Genomic DNA, 13,389 nt, shown 5'->3' on the forward strand with positions numbered 1-13,389 from the left:
CCGCCGACCGATGCGGGTACATTGGGCCGGCTTGCCCACCTTTGTACCCACTGGCCGGTTTCTGCGTATTCCCGGCAGTACTTGTTCTCAACTTTCTTCCCTCCTCATCCCGACGACCATGGCCAGCAAAACCACCACCGGCATTCTGTGCTTCGCGGGCGGCGCCCTCACCGGCGCAGCCCTTGGCTTGCTCTATGCCCCCGAACCCGGCACCGAAACCCGCTCCTGGCTCAGCTACCAGCTCGAGAAATACCGCTCTGTGCTGGCCGACCTCACCGACAGCCTGGTGACCAGCCGTGAGGCCGCGGCCAACCCTTCCTTCGCCAAAAGCGAAGGCCAACGCGTGATTTCCGACGCCAAATCCAAAGCCGAGCAGCTGCTGGGCGATGTCGACCAGCTCATTAATCAAATCAATTCCCGCAAGGGCCATTAATGATGTGAGAATGTGAAGATGTGAAAAGGTGCTTCTGAATAGATTCTGAATGTGTTTTATCATACACCGAGGTCAGTCCAGCATCTTTTCTAATCCGCATCTCCACATTTTCACATTTTCCACATTAGCACATCAAACTAGATGCACTTAGTAACCCTTATTCCCGGCGACGGCATTGGCCCCGAAATCACCAAAGCAGTAACCGATATTTTCACTGCCGCCCAAGTACCCGTGCAGTGGGAAGAGCAGAACGCCGGCCAGACTACGTTCGACCAGTCGGGTGAGCTGATTCCGACCGCGCTGCTCAAGTCGCTGGAAAAGAATAAGGTGGCCCTCAAAGGTCCGATTACCACGCCGGTAGGCAAAGGCTTCCGCAGCATCAACGTGACGCTGCGCCAGAAGTACGACCTCTACCAAAACGTGCGCCCCAGCAAAACCACGTCGGGCATCGTCACCCGCTACGAAGGCATCGACCTGGTGCTGTTCCGCGAAAATACCGAGGGTCTGTACTCGGGCCTGGAAGTATATGACGAGCGCCTCGGCATCGCCGACTCCTTCAACCGCATCACGGTGGAGGGCTCGCGCAAAATCTGCCGCGCCGCCTTCGCCTACGCCGCCAAGCACGGCCGCAAAAAGGTGACCCTGGCCCACAAAGCCAACATCCTGAAAATGGCGGGCACGCTGATGCTCAACGCCTGCAAGGAAGCCAGCAACGAGTTTCCGCAGATTGTATTCGAGGATAAAATCATCGATAACATGTGCATGCAGCTCGTGAACAAACCCGAGCAGTTCGACGTGGTGGTGACGACCAACCTGTTTGGCGACATCCTGTCCGACCTCTGCGCCGGCCTCGTGGGCGGCCTGGGCGTAGTGGCCGGTGCCAATATTGGCGACGATATGGCCGTGTTTGAGGCCGTACACGGCTCGGCCCCCGACATCGCCGGCCAGGGCAAAGCCAACCCCACCGCCCTGCTCCGCTCGGCCCTGATGATGCTGCATTACCTCGGCGAGCACGCCAAGGCCGACCAGATTGAAAAGGCCCTCGAAGGCACCCTCCTCAACCAGGAGGAGTGCACCGGCGACCTCGGCGGCAAAGCCAGCACCAGCCAGTTCGCCCAGAACATCATCAACAAGCTGTAGGAAAACGCCTTAGGACATCCGGGATGACCACGCTTCTTCTTGCGTAGTCGCGCCGGACACAACATCGGCGGTGGCCGGGCACGTTGTGCGGGCGGCGGCTGTTTGTGGAGCTAGTTGCTTTCTTATTTTGCTCAATGACAGAACGTGCCAAGGTGCGTTTCCATAATTTTCATGAAATACCAGATTCTCCTAGTCGCGGCGCTGTTGCTCACGGCCTGCAACCGCGACAAAGCACCCGAAGCCGGTGCTGAAGGCCTGAATGCCGCCGCTACCGTCGTTTCCGATGCCGCCAACCCCGTGGTGGACAACCCCAACGTGGTGAGTGAAAACGAATTGCCCAACCCCAATGCCCCGGTGATGAAATTCGCCGAGGCAGAATTCGACTTCGGCGACATCAAGCCCGATTCCAAGGTGCGCCACACGTTCACATTCGTGAATACGGGCAAATCGCCGCTGCTGATTGAGGATGCCACCGCTTCCTGTGGTTGCACCACCCCCAGCTGGACCAAGGAGCCGGTGGCTCCCGGGGCTTCCGGCAAGATGGAAGTACAGTTCGATAGCCGCGGCAAGCAGGGCATCATCAGCAAGCAGGTGGCGGTGCGGGCCAATACCCAGCCCGGCATCACCACCATCCTCATCAAAGGCAACGTGCTCGACGCTGCTACCAAAACCACCAATCCTCTTTAACTTCCTTTAAGCCAACGCCATGTTTCTGACCTTACTATTGCAGGCTTCCGGCGGCATGGATTTCATGCAGCTGATATTCCCGGCGGCCATTGGCCTGGTGGTGTATTTCTTCATGATTCGCCCTCAGCAAAAACGCTCTGCTGATGCCAAATCCTTCCGTCAGTCGCTGGCCAAGGGCTCGCGCATTGTCACCATCGGCGGCCTGCACGGCCTTGTGGTCGACCTCACCGACGACACTGTGGTGGTGGAAGTAGACCGCGGCACCAAGCTGCGCTTCGACCGCTCGGCCATTGCCCGCGAAGTGGGCAGCAAGGCCTCGAGCACGGCCATCGAAGCCGCTGCGGGCGCCTAAGTCATGGACGGGCCGTTGACCCGGGCGGGCGGGCTTGTGCGCTGGTTTGTGCGCCCCTTCGCGGGCCAGGAACCCAGCTTTTATCGAGCTATTACGGCGTGTCTGCTCGCGGCCAGCCTGTTCTGGCAAATGAATGCCCTGAACAAAACCTACACCACCCGGCTCAACTATCCGCTGGCGTGGCACTACGACTCGGTGCATTACGTGCCCCTGCGCACGCTACCGGCCAGGCTGCCCGTCTCGGTCACGGGGCAGGGCTGGCGCTTACTGCGGGCCAATCTGGGTTGGGGTACTCACCCCGCCGATTTGCGGCCCGTGCCGCTGCCGGGCACCCGCTACCTGCCCGCCGGTGCGTGGCGGCGCGGCTTGCAAAACGCGCTGGAAGGCGTGCAGGTAAACGAATGGGCCGGCGACACCCTGCGCCTGACCTTTGACCGCTACGCCAGCCGCCGCATTGAGTTGGGACTACCGGCCGATTCGGTGCGCCTTTACAAAGCGTCTTTCGAACCAGCCATTATTTCATTCCGGGGCCCGGCCAGCATGATAAATGCGCTGCCCAGCCCCTACCCCATTGCGCTACCCCCGACTCCGGCCCGCGGCAGTTCCGAAGAAGTCGAAGTAGCCGTGAAGGCCCCAGCGCGGGTACGGCCTTCTGTTGCTACCGTGCGGCTCACATTCACCGCCATTGAGCGTATCAAGGTCATCAAGCGCCGCAGTCGTACTCGCTAGTCATCCCTTCTTTTTTCGCTTTGCATGTTGCGTATCGGTATCACAGGCGGCATTGGGTCGGGCAAGAGCATTGCCAGCCGGCTGTTTCACGCGCTGGGCGTGCCGATTTATGACGCCGACTCCCGAGCCCGGTGGCTCATGGAAAATGATGCCGAACTGCGCCAGCAACTCACCGCCGTCTTTGGGCCCGACACGTATGATGTCGCCGGCCGGCTGAACCGACCCGTGCTGGCAGGCACCGTATTCCGCGACCCGGCCTTGCTGGCCCGCCTCAATGCCTTGGTACACCCGCATGTAGGCTCCGACTTTGAGCAGTGGGCCAGCACGCAGCAGCACGCCGGCCACGCCTACGTGCTGAAGGAAGCAGCGCTCTTATTCGAGGCTAATTCCCATAAACAGCTCGACCGTATCATCACGGTTTTTGCGCCGCTAGCCGTGCGGCAGGCCCGCGTGCTGAAGCGCGACCCACACCGCTCGCCAGCTGATATTCTGGCCATTATGGACAAGCAGCTCAGCGAAGAAGAGAAAATGCAGCGGGCCGACCACGTCCTCATCAACGATGACGTGCAGCCGCTGCTGCCCCAGGTCCTGGCTTTGCACGCGGCATTTAGCGCACCGCAAAGGACATAAAAAAGGCCGCTTCTCACGAAACAGCCTCTTCGATTGGAGCGACGGGAGTAAACCTATAGCCGGGACGAGTAGTCTTCCAGCGTGTCAATTACTTTCAGCAACTGGGGCACTGCCAGCGAATAGTAGATTTTTGTGCCAATCTTGCTCGATTTCAGCACGCCCCGGTCTTTGAGGGTAATGAGGTGCTGCGAGGCAATCGCCTGCGGCAAATCGAGGGCTTGGTAAATATCGGTTACCGACATTTGGCTGTCCTTGCCCTTGGTTTTGCCCAGCAAATCAACAATGGCCAGCCGCTTAGGATGGGAAAGAACCTTCAGCATGGCCGCAGCGCGGTCCAACTGGTGCGCTTCTACACGCGAATGCAATGGTTTCATGAATTAAATAAAAAGTAATTAGGAAAAGTAGAATAAGTGCAATACATCAGTGTTGCTGTGGTAGTTCCTAAGCAGGATGCAAAATAGGGGCAAATATTTCGTTTATTTTTCAAATTAGGTATGCTATTGAAAAAATAAATGAATACTCGTTTATTTTGTTTATGAAATAAGTACAATTAGACATTTCGGCCGCGTCAATCCGTCCTCTTACCTTTACGAAACTGCTTGTATTGGCAGCCATTCTTTTCACAAGTGTTTGATGCTTGACCTGCTCACTAAATTTGAAAACAAACGTCCTGAAATCGTCTTCGAATGGAAGGATTCCGAAACCGAAGCAGAGGGCTGGGTGGTAATCAACTCGTTACGCGGCGGTGCTGCGGGTGGTGGCACGCGCATGCGCAAGGGCCTGGACAAGCGTGAAGTAGAGAGCCTAGCCAAAACCATGGAGGTTAAGTTCACGGTTTCGGGCCCTGCTATCGGCGGGGCCAAGTCAGGCATCAACTTCGACCCGCAGGACCCACGCAAGCGCGGCGTACTGGAGCGGTGGTACCGAGCAGTGTTTCCGTTATTGAAAAACTACTACGGCACCGGTGGAGACCTTAACGTAGATGAGATACATGAGGTTATACCTATTACTGAAGAATATGGCCTTTGGCACCCGCAGGAGGGAATAGTAAACGGACACTACCGGGCCACTGAACCCGAAAAAATCCAGAAACTGGGACAACTCCGTCAAGGAGTAGTGAAGGTGATAGAAGACGCTACTTTTTCTCCTAATCTCGCCCGTAAGTATACTGTAGCGGACCTGATTACGGGCTACGGCGTGGCCGAGGCCGTGCGCCATTACTACCGGCTGTGGCCCGGCACCGATGTACGGGGGCAACGCGCCATCATCCAGGGCTGGGGCAACGTGGGCGCGGCGGCGGCTTACTATTTGGCGGGCCAGGGTGTGCGCATTGTGGGCATCATCGACCGGGCCGGCGGGCTGCTTAGCAGCGAAGGCTTTGGGTTGGAAGAAATTCGTGGCCTGCTGCTGGCGCGCCAGGGCAATGCCTTGACAGCCGACAACCTGCTGCCGTTTGAAGAAATCAATGAGAAAATCTGGTCCGTGGGGGCCGATATTTTCGTGCCGGCCGCTTCCTCGCGCCTGGTGGCGCGTGGGCAAGTAGAACAGCTGCTGGCCGGCGGCTTAAAAGTGATAAGCTGCGGCGCCAACGTGCCCTTCGCCGATCCGGAAATTTTCTTCGGCCCCACCGGTGAGTTTGCCGACCAGCACACGGCCGTCGTGCCCGATTTCATTGCCAACTGCGGCATGGCGCGCGTGTTTGCCTACCTCATGGAAACCGGCGCGGAAATTACCGACCAAGCTATTTTCGCCGATACTTCCCGCATTATCGGGGCCGCTTTGGAACGTACTCATGCGGAGAATGCCCAGCCCACGGGCATCGCACAACGCTCCTTCGAGATGGCGCTACGACAGTTGGTGTAGACAACGTGCTAGTTAACAGAACGTCGTGCTTTGGCAAATTCGGCACGACGTTCTGACCGCTCTGTAAATCACTTCCAACCCGCAGCATTTTTATTCGATAACAATTCGATAACTTTGACGCCCTACTTTTGGTCGCCCCACATCCGGGGCGATTTTGTTTTTAGAAGAATTCCCACCGAAACATATGTCGACTCTTAAGAAAGCGAAGACCAGCAAAACCAAACTCTCTGATGACTTGCTGAATGCTGGCAGCGGCAAAACCATCAAGCAGCCGAACGTGAACGACGATAAGCTCACGACCATTACGGAGATGCGCCAGCAGACCAACGGCCAGACGGCCCTGGCCATTGAAGACGAGCAGCGCCTGCGCAAAGCCTTTGTCGACAAGGACTGGAACGAAATCAAAATCGCCGATAGCTGGCAGATTTTCAAGGTGATGGCCGAGTTCGTGGAGGGCTTCGAGAAGATGTCCAAAATCGGACCTTGCGTTAGCATCTTCGGCTCGGCCCGCACCAAGCCCGACAACCCCTATTACCAGTTGGCCGAAGAAATCGCGGCCAAGCTGGTGCGCCACGGCTATGGTGTTATCACGGGCGGCGGCCCCGGCATCATGGAAGCCGGCAACAAGGGTGCTCGTTCCGAGGGCGGCAAGTCGGTGGGCCTCAACATTGAGCTGCCCTTCGAACAAACCCACAACATCTACATCGACCAGGATAAGTGCATTGACTTCGATTACTTCTTCGTGCGGAAAGTGATGTTTGTGAAGTACGCCCAGGCTTTCGTGGGCATGCCCGGCGGTTTCGGCACGCTCGACGAGTTGTTTGAGGCCATGACGCTGATTCAGACCAAGAAAATCAGCCGCTTCCCCATCGTGCTGGTGGGCTCGGCGTATTGGAACGGCCTGTTTGAGTGGATTAAGGACGTGATGCTGACCCAGGAACACAACATCTCGGCCGAGGACCTGAACCTGGTGCAAATTGTGGACGACGCCAGCGAAGCCGTGAAAATCATCGACGACTTCTACCACAAGTACCTGCTGTCGCCAAACTTCTAAAGCTTGGGACCGTTGTTAAGACATTGAAAAAGCCGAGCCGTCAGGTTCGGCTTTTTTGTTTGCCAATTCCCCATTTTTGCGGTTGATATCCTGCTACCATGCCCACTGCTGATTCCGTACTAGAGTTTGATTACCTCATTGTGGGCGGCGGCGCGGCAGGGCTGAGCCTGGCGTACCACATTGCGCAGGAGCCACGGCTGGCGGACAAGAACGTGTTGCTCATCGAGCCCGAAGCCAAAGCCCAGAATGACCGCACCTGGTCATTCTGGACCGACGAGCCCGGCATTTTCGACGGTATTGTGGCGCACGAATGGCGCAAAATTGCCTTCCGCAGTCCTGGCTTCGAGCGGGTTTTCGACCTGGGTCGCTACCGCTACAAAACCATCAACGGGCTGGACTATTACCGTTTCGTGCAGCAGGCGCTGGCCGATAAACCGAACTTCTCCGTCCTGCGCGGAACCGTCGAACAACTCGATAATACCCCAACTGGCGTGCGCGCTACCACAGCGGCTGGCACTTTCACGGCCCGCTACGGCTTTGACAGCCGCCCCCCCAACTTGGCGCAACTCAAGCAGCCGCAGAAGCACCGCTACCTCCTTCAGCACTTTGTGGGCTGGGAAATTGAAACCGAAACCGATGTATTCGACCCGACGACGGTTGAGTTCATGGACTTTCGCGGCGAGCAGCAACACGAGGCGCGGTTCATCTACGTGCTGCCAACTACTACCCGCAAAGCGCTGGTAGAGTACACGTTATTTTCGGGAACCCCCTTGCCGAAAGCCGAATACGAGGCGGCCATCCGGGAATACCTGCGCGATACGCTGGGCCTGAGCACCTACCGCGTAGTGGCCGAAGAAGTAGGGGCCATCCCGATGACGGACCACCCGCTGCCCACCCGCCACGGGGCGCACATTTTTAACCTGGGCACCCTTGGCGGTCGGGCCAAGCCCAGCACGGGCTATGCCTTCAAGCGCATTCAGCAGCACTCGGCGCGGCTGGTGGCGGCCCTGGCCACCACTGGCCACCCGCCCGCCGATGCGACCGGCGATAAATGGCAGTTCCACCTATTCGATACCTTGCTGCTCGACATCATGCAGCGGCGCGGCGAGACCACCCGGGATGTTTTCCGGGAGCTGTTCGAGCGTAATCCTCTGGAGCGCATCTTCCGCTTCCTCGATGAGCAAACTTCCTGGGCCGACAACCTGCGCGTGATGAATTCGGTGACACCAGGGCCATTCATGCGCTCTATCGGCCAAGTCCTGCGCGGTAAGCCTGGCCGCCGGAAAATCAATTAAAAATTGAAAATGCTGCTTACAAACAAGTTGAATTGCCCATTTTTAATTGAAACCGGAGCCTGTTCCAGCCAGGCCCGCGCCTCGCGCACTGAAGCCGGCGAAATAGCCCGCAACTCGGGCTTGGGCTCCGATAGGTTGAGCAGGTAGCCGGATAATTCCGGCAAATTATCCAGGTCGTGAGTGCTGCAGAGCACGGTTTTGCCGTGCTGGGTAACCCAGCTGTGCACCAGTGTGAACACCTGGCGGCGATAGTACACATCAAGCTGCTGGGTGGGCTCGTCGAGCAGGTACACCTGGGCATCCTGCAGGCTGAGCTGCGCCAGCCACACCAGCTGCTGCTCACCACCAGATAGTTGCGTAAAGCCGCGGGCGGCCAGGTGCGCCATGCCCACCCGCACCAGCGCGGCATCGGCCAGGGCATAGTCGGCGGGCGCGTAGGCACTCAGCAGGCCGTGGTGGCGGAGCGGCCCATCACCACCAGCTCGCGCACGGCAATGGCGAAGTCGATGCTGCCGCGCTGGGGCAGGTAGCCCAGCAGGCCGGCGCTGGCAGCACGGAGGAGGTCGTGCACCTGCTGCCCGTGCAACCGTACGCGGCCCTGGTAGGGCAGCTGGCCGGTGAGCACCAGAAACAGCGTGGTTTTGCCGCTGCCGTTGTGGCTCACCACGGCCACAAAGGCCGGCGCGGGGACGCACAAAAAAAGGTTGCGGACCAACACCCTACCGGGGTAGCCCGCAACCAGATTCTCCACGCTAAGAGCGGCAGGAGTTATGGGTGTCAAATTATGAGTTACGAGTTCAGAGGATAATTCCTGGTTCAACTCACAACTCATAATTCAACACCCATAATTAGAACTTAGTACTCGTCCTCATTGAACATAAAGTCCTCTTTGGTCGGGTAGTCGGGCCACACTTCTTCGATGTTTTCGTAGGGTTGGCCGTCGTCTTCCAATGCCTGCAAGTTCTCAACCACTTCCATGGGCGCACCCGAGCGGATAGAAAAGTCAATCAGTTCGTCTTTGGTGGCGGGCCAGGGAGCATCTTCCAGGTAGGAAGCCAGTTCGAGTGTCCAATACATAGTAAGGCGGATAAAAAAAAGGTTGGCGAAGGTAACAGTTTCTTATCAAGAAACAAGTTAGAAATTGCATTGGAAACGACAACGCAAAAGGCTGGCCAAGGTTAGCCGGCAGCCTGGGCCTGCTGGCTGAATAAGGCAATCAGGTCATTTTTTGTGCGAATCTTACGCTCGAAAGACCGGATTTTGGTTTGCAGCATTTCGCGAAAAGCGTCGTTGGCGGCGCTGGGACTGAGTTTATCGAGGTTATCGCGCAGAGTTTCGAGCTCTTGGTGGTCGTCTTTCAGCAGCTCGCGCAGTGTGGTAGCCCGGAAGCGGGCCCGCTCGCTGGGCGCGGAAGCAGGCGGTTCGCCGCCCGCACGCTTGCGCAGGTGGTACTCCAAGGCGCTGAGCTCAAAAATCTTGTCACACGCCACCATGAAGCGCTGCCAAATGCGGTCCGATTCGTCGCCGCGCACGGTGCCCACCTGTTTCCATTCGGCCTGCAAGGCCTTGGCTTGGTGAATAGCCTCCTGTGGCGGCACGTTCATGAGGGCTTCGGCGCGCTCGGCCAGGGCCCGCTTGCGGGCCAGCAGTTCTTCGGCCGAGGCCGGCGCACCGGGGCTCCCAACAACCTGCTGGGTGGCAATGTGCACCTTCAGCCGCTCGAAGAAATGGTTGTTGGCCGCCCGAAAGCGCGTCCACAACTCCGAAGCCAGTTTTTTGGGCAAGGTGCCGTTTACTTCGCGCCAAGCCTGCTGCAAAAGCTTGAGCTGGCGCGAAGTGGTTTCGAACTGGTCGGAGTTTTTCAGGTTTTCGGCTTGCAGAATCAGGTCGCGGTAGCGGGTTTGCACCCGCGACGACATGGCTTTTTTGTCGGACTGAAACGCTTTGCGCCGGTCAAAAAACACCTGAATCGCGTTCTGAAAACGCGCTTCCAGTTCATCGGCCTGGGCCTTGTCGACGGGCCCGGTTTTGAGCCAGCCCTGGCGCAAGTCCTTCACTTTTTCACCGGCCGATATCCACTCCACGCTCTCGCTCAGCGTTTCGGCTTCCTTGATAAAGCCGAGCTTGGTGGCCAGATTCTTTTCGCGGTTGTGAGCCACCGTCACGGCAATGGTTTCATCGACCTCGGTGAGCCGGCGGTGCAGCTCCACAAAGTCGCCCAAGCCGTCGTAACTCAGCAGCTGCTCGCGCAGGTGCAACGCTTTCATGAGAAAAGACCCTTTGTTTTCGCTGGCAGCCATTTTGGCCAGCAAGGTGTCGACCTTGGTGTGAAGCAGGGCGAAGCGTTGCGCGAAATAGCACAGCGAGGCTTCGTCTGACTCTTTGACCAGGCCAATCTGGCGGGCCGGCTGGGCAAACACGGGGCGCAGCCACACGCCACCGGCTTCCACATAGCCAAAGCGCTGGGCTTCGGCCAGCAAGTGGTCAGTTGATTCCATACAGATAATAAGCTCGTGGGTAGGAGGGTGTAGGGGCGAGAGGGGAAGAACGGACTGTGGCTGAACTGTGGAAAAGGAAGGGACTACAAGTTTACGGTAAAAAGACGATGAAGGGCCAGGCTTTGGTGCAGATAAGCAAATCCTTGAATTAGGGGGTTGTGCCGGCGGCGCTGGGTTGTGCCAGCGGGTTTGCCGTTCTTTACGGCTTGCTACCCGCGACGGCTCGGCCGCGCGGGCCATGGCCCACTCATTTTTTATCCCAGCCCCTTCATCCATGAGCGACCAGACCATCATTTTCAGCATGGCCGGCGTGAGTAAGATTTACCCACCCCAAAAGCAAGTTCTCAAAAATATTTACCTCTCGTTTTTCTACGGCGCCAAAATCGGCGTGCTCGGCCTCAACGGCTCGGGCAAGTCGAGCCTGCTGAAAATCATTGCCGGCGTTGATAAGCAGTTTCAGGGCGAAGTCGTGTTTTCGCCCGGCTATTCGGTGGGCTACCTGGAGCAGGAGCCCCAGCTCGACCCCACCAAGACCGTGCGCGAGGTGGTGGAAGAAGGCGTGGCCGAAACGGTGGCCCTGCTGAAGGAATTTGACGAGATAAACGAGGCTTTTGGGGCCGAAGACGCCGATTTCGACAAACTGCTCGACCGCCAGGGCAAGGTGCAGGAACGCCTCGACCAACTCGACGCCTGGAACCTGGACACCAAGCTGGAGCGCGCCATGGATGCCCTGCGCACCCCCGCGCAAGAGGCCATTATCGGCAACCTTTCGGGCGGCGAGAAGCGCCGCGTGGCGCTGTGCCGCCTGCTGCTGCAGGAGCCCGACGTGCTGCTGCTGGACGAACCCACCAACCACCTCGACGCCGAAAGCGTGCTCTGGCTGGAGCAGCACTTGCAGCAGTACAAAGGCACGGTGATAGCCGTGACCCACGACCGGTACTTCCTCGATAACGTGGCCGGCTGGATTCTGGAGCTCGACCGGGGCTCGGGCATTCCGTGGAAGGGCAACTACAGCAGCTGGCTGGAGCAGAAAACCGACCGCATGGCCAAGGAGGAAAACACCGAGAGCAAGCGCATGAAAACCCTGCAGCGCGAGCTGGAATGGGTCCGGATGTCGCCCAAAGCCCGCCAGAGCAAGGGCAAGGCCCGCCTGGCCAACTACGACAAGCTGGCCGGCGAGGAAGCCAAAGACAAGGAGCAGAAGCTGGAGCTGTTCATCCCCGACGGCCCGCGCCTGGGCTCACAGGTGATTGAGGCCGAGAGCATCACCAAAGCATTTGGCGACAAGCTGCTGTTTGAGAACCTGAGCTTTTCGCTGCCGCAGGGCGGCATTGTGGGCATCATCGGGCCCAACGGTGCGGGTAAGACCACCCTTTTTCGCCTCATCACCGACCAGCTGCAGCCCGATGCCGGCACTTTTGAGGTCGGCCCGACGGTAGTTACGGCTTACATCGACCAGCAGCACGATACACTGGACGGCAGCAAATCAGTATTCGACACCATCACGGGCGGTACCGAAACCATGCTGCTGGCCGGCCGGCCGGTGAACTCCCGCGCCTACGTGAGCAAGTTCAACTTCGGCGGCGGCGACCAGGAGAAGAAGGTGGGCACCCTGAGCGGCGGCGAGAAAAACCGCGTGCACCTGGCCATGACGCTCAAGCAAGGCGCCAACCTGCTCCTCCTCGACGAGCCCACCAACGACCTCGACGTAAACGCCATTCGGGCGCTGGAGGACGCGCTGGAAAACTTTGCCGGCTGCGCCGTCATCATCAGCCACGACCGGTGGTTCCTGGACCGGCTGGCCACGCACATCCTAGCCTTCGAGGGCGACTCGGAAGTGGTATGGTTCGAGGGCAACTTCTCGGATTACGAAGAAGCCAAGCGCAAGCGCCTGGGCGACGTGGAGCCGAAGCGCGTGCGGTACAAGAAGCTAGGATAATCACTGCTGTAGTCTGCTAGCGAGCACAAAAAAAGGTCGCCCATCACGGGGCGACCTTTTTTTGTAATACCTGAGTAGTGCGCGCTTAATTGCGGCGGTTGCCACTCATAAAAATGCTCACGTAATAAAGCAGCGTGGCCAACGAGCTGATGGCCGCCACCACGTAGGTCATGGCCGCCCACCAGAGAGCATCTTTGGCCATGGCGTGCTCTTCTACGGTTACCACACCGCGCTTATCCATCCAGGCCAGCGCCCGGCGTGAGGCATCAAACTCGACGGGCAGCGTAATGAATGAGAAAAGCGTGGTGAGCGAGAACAAGGCAATGCCCACGCCCAAGGGAATCAGGCTACGGCTAATCATGAAAACCCCGGCCAGCAGCACCCACGGCATCCATTTTGAAACGGCGCTCAGACCTGGTACCATGGCTGAGCGAAACTGCAGCATGGAATAGGCCGTGGCGTGCTGCACGGCGTGGCCGCACTCGTGGGCCGCGATAGCGGCGGCGGCGGCGCTACGCTCGGCGTACACGCCTTCGCTCAGGTTCACGGTTTTGTCGGTGGGGTTGTAATGGTCGGTGAGCTGGCCGTCGGTGCTGATAATGCGCACGTCGGTGATGCCGTGGTCGGCCAGCATGTGTTCGGCAATCTGCGCACCGGTCAGGTTGGCTTTCAGGCCGACCTGGGCGTACTGCTTGAACTTGCTGCGGAGCCGCCACTGAATGCCCCAGCTAACCAGCATCAGGGCAATAAGAATGAGGTACATGGCTTG

Annotated in this window: 16 protein-coding genes; 10 read left to right on the plus strand and 6 right to left on the minus strand. The window is 58.4% G+C overall.

All coding sequences use genetic code 11. The annotated features are described in order from the left end of the window. Window positions 1–118 precede the first annotated feature (118 nt). The 6 genes from IEW17_RS11855 (at window position 119) to coaE (ending at window position 3,971) form a co-directional block, all read left to right on the plus strand. Window positions 119–433 (plus strand): YtxH domain-containing protein, encoded by a 315-nt coding sequence (locus IEW17_RS11855; RefSeq protein WP_188562293.1) that lies wholly within the window; start codon window positions 119–121, stop codon window positions 431–433. Between the two features lie 141 nt (window positions 434–574). Then, window positions 575–1,573, plus strand: coding sequence for an isocitrate/isopropylmalate dehydrogenase family protein (locus tag IEW17_RS11860; RefSeq protein WP_188562257.1), 999 nt, complete (start codon window positions 575–577; stop codon window positions 1,571–1,573). 171 nt (window positions 1,574–1,744) lie between these two features. Continuing rightward, a complete protein-coding gene (locus tag IEW17_RS11865; RefSeq protein WP_188562258.1) occupies window positions 1,745–2,260 on the plus strand; it encodes a DUF1573 domain-containing protein in 516 nt (171 codons plus the stop codon). A gap of 19 nt (window positions 2,261–2,279) precedes the next feature. Then, window positions 2,280–2,612 carry a preprotein translocase subunit YajC gene (yajC, locus tag IEW17_RS11870; RefSeq protein WP_188562259.1) on the plus strand — a complete coding sequence of 111 codons (333 nt, stop codon included), beginning with the start codon at window positions 2,280–2,282 and terminating at the stop codon, window positions 2,610–2,612. Between the two features lie 3 nt (window positions 2,613–2,615). Next, window positions 2,616–3,341 carry a YbbR-like domain-containing protein gene (locus tag IEW17_RS11875; protein ID WP_188562260.1) on the plus strand — a complete coding sequence of 242 codons (726 nt, stop codon included), beginning with the start codon at window positions 2,616–2,618 and terminating at the stop codon, window positions 3,339–3,341. 24 nt (window positions 3,342–3,365) lie between these two features. After that, window positions 3,366–3,971, plus strand: coding sequence for a dephospho-CoA kinase (gene coaE / locus IEW17_RS11880; RefSeq protein WP_188562261.1), 606 nt, complete (start codon window positions 3,366–3,368; stop codon window positions 3,969–3,971). Between the two features lie 53 nt (window positions 3,972–4,024). On the opposite strand, the gene IEW17_RS11885 is transcribed toward coaE, so the two are convergent. Beyond that, on the minus strand, window positions 4,025–4,345 hold the full coding sequence (locus tag IEW17_RS11885) for an ArsR/SmtB family transcription factor (RefSeq protein ID WP_188562262.1): 321 nt from the start codon (window positions 4,343–4,345) through the stop codon (window positions 4,025–4,027). A gap of 259 nt (window positions 4,346–4,604) precedes the next feature. On the opposite strand from IEW17_RS11885, the gene IEW17_RS11890 reads away from it, so the two are divergent. The 3 genes from IEW17_RS11890 (at window position 4,605) to IEW17_RS11900 (ending at window position 8,183) form a co-directional block, all read left to right on the plus strand. Then, on the plus strand, window positions 4,605–5,834 hold the full coding sequence (locus tag IEW17_RS11890) for a Glu/Leu/Phe/Val dehydrogenase dimerization domain-containing protein (protein ID WP_188562263.1): 1,230 nt from the start codon (window positions 4,605–4,607) through the stop codon (window positions 5,832–5,834). 310 nt (window positions 5,835–6,144) lie between these two features. After that, a complete protein-coding gene (locus tag IEW17_RS11895; RefSeq protein ID WP_229748969.1) occupies window positions 6,145–6,888 on the plus strand; it encodes an LOG family protein in 744 nt (247 codons plus the stop codon). A 98-nt stretch (window positions 6,889–6,986) separates the two neighbouring features. Continuing rightward, window positions 6,987–8,183: a lycopene cyclase family protein gene (locus IEW17_RS11900; protein WP_188562265.1), complete on the plus strand. Its 1,197-nt coding sequence runs from the start codon at window positions 6,987–6,989 to the stop codon at window positions 8,181–8,183. Here the strand turns inward: IEW17_RS11900 and IEW17_RS21245 are convergent. The 4 genes from IEW17_RS21245 to IEW17_RS11915 form a co-directional block, all read right to left on the minus strand. Beyond that, window positions 8,180–8,569 carry an ATP-binding cassette domain-containing protein gene (locus IEW17_RS21245; RefSeq protein ID WP_262891831.1) on the minus strand — a complete coding sequence of 130 codons (390 nt, stop codon included), beginning with the start codon at window positions 8,567–8,569 and terminating at the stop codon, window positions 8,180–8,182. The genes IEW17_RS11900 and IEW17_RS21245 overlap by 4 nt on opposite strands. A gap of 56 nt (window positions 8,570–8,625) precedes the next feature. Further along, window positions 8,626–8,934, minus strand: a complete 309-nt coding sequence (locus tag IEW17_RS21250; RefSeq protein ID WP_262891832.1) for an ATP-binding cassette domain-containing protein — start codon at window positions 8,932–8,934, stop codon at window positions 8,626–8,628. Window positions 8,935–9,038: 104 nt separating this feature from the next. After that, on the minus strand, window positions 9,039–9,260 hold the full coding sequence (locus tag IEW17_RS11910; RefSeq protein ID WP_035561220.1) for a DUF2795 domain-containing protein: 222 nt from the start codon (window positions 9,258–9,260) through the stop codon (window positions 9,039–9,041). A 101-nt stretch (window positions 9,261–9,361) separates the two neighbouring features. Next, window positions 9,362–10,681 (minus strand): DUF349 domain-containing protein, encoded by a 1,320-nt coding sequence (locus tag IEW17_RS11915; protein WP_188562266.1) that lies wholly within the window; start codon window positions 10,679–10,681, stop codon window positions 9,362–9,364. A 274-nt stretch (window positions 10,682–10,955) separates the two neighbouring features. Here IEW17_RS11915 and ettA point away from each other — a divergent pair, with 274 nt between their 5' ends. Next, entirely contained in the window at window positions 10,956–12,620 is a 1,665-nt protein-coding gene (gene ettA, locus IEW17_RS11920) for an energy-dependent translational throttle protein EttA (RefSeq protein ID WP_188562267.1), read from the plus strand. An 85-nt stretch (window positions 12,621–12,705) separates the two neighbouring features. On the opposite strand, the gene IEW17_RS11925 is transcribed toward ettA, so the two are convergent. Next, complete coding sequence (locus IEW17_RS11925) at window positions 12,706–13,383, minus strand: zinc metallopeptidase (protein WP_188562268.1); 678 nt, start codon at window positions 13,381–13,383, stop codon at window positions 12,706–12,708. Between the last annotated feature and the right edge of the window lie 6 nt (window positions 13,384–13,389).

It is taken from the genome of Hymenobacter frigidus (assembly GCF_014640435.1).
GTDB classification, from domain to species: Bacteria; Bacteroidota; Bacteroidia; order Cytophagales; family Hymenobacteraceae; genus Hymenobacter; species Hymenobacter frigidus.

Bases quoted from the DNA above. Each gene is read 5' to 3' on its own strand.
- IEW17_RS11855 (WP_188562293.1), top strand. From the start codon at position 119: ATGGCCAGCAAAACCACCACCGGCATTCTGTGCTTCGCGGGCGGCGCC.
- IEW17_RS11860 (WP_188562257.1), top strand. From the start codon at position 575: ATGCACTTAGTAACCCTTATTCCCGGCGACGGCATTGGCCCCGAAATC.
- IEW17_RS11865 (WP_188562258.1), top strand. From the start codon at position 1,745: ATGAAATACCAGATTCTCCTAGTCGCGGCGCTGTTGCTCACGGCCTGC.
- yajC (WP_188562259.1), top strand. From the start codon at position 2,280: ATGTTTCTGACCTTACTATTGCAGGCTTCCGGCGGCATGGATTTCATG.
- IEW17_RS11875 (WP_188562260.1), top strand. From the start codon at position 2,616: ATGGACGGGCCGTTGACCCGGGCGGGCGGGCTTGTGCGCTGGTTTGTG.
- coaE (WP_188562261.1), top strand. From the start codon at position 3,366: ATGTTGCGTATCGGTATCACAGGCGGCATTGGGTCGGGCAAGAGCATT.
- IEW17_RS11885 (WP_188562262.1), bottom strand. From the start codon at position 4,345: ATGAAACCATTGCATTCGCGTGTAGAAGCGCACCAGTTGGACCGCGCT.
- IEW17_RS11890 (WP_188562263.1), top strand. From the start codon at position 4,605: ATGCTTGACCTGCTCACTAAATTTGAAAACAAACGTCCTGAAATCGTC.
- IEW17_RS11895 (WP_229748969.1), top strand. From the start codon at position 6,145: ATGCGCCAGCAGACCAACGGCCAGACGGCCCTGGCCATTGAAGACGAG.
- IEW17_RS11900 (WP_188562265.1), top strand. From the start codon at position 6,987: ATGCCCACTGCTGATTCCGTACTAGAGTTTGATTACCTCATTGTGGGC.
- IEW17_RS21245 (WP_262891831.1), bottom strand. From the start codon at position 8,569: ATGGCGCACCTGGCCGCCCGCGGCTTTACGCAACTATCTGGTGGTGAG.
- IEW17_RS11910 (WP_035561220.1), bottom strand. From the start codon at position 9,260: ATGTATTGGACACTCGAACTGGCTTCCTACCTGGAAGATGCTCCCTGG.
- IEW17_RS11915 (WP_188562266.1), bottom strand. From the start codon at position 10,681: ATGGAATCAACTGACCACTTGCTGGCCGAAGCCCAGCGCTTTGGCTAT.
- ettA (WP_188562267.1), top strand. From the start codon at position 10,956: ATGAGCGACCAGACCATCATTTTCAGCATGGCCGGCGTGAGTAAGATT.
- IEW17_RS11925 (WP_188562268.1), bottom strand. From the start codon at position 13,383: ATGTACCTCATTCTTATTGCCCTGATGCTGGTTAGCTGGGGCATTCAG.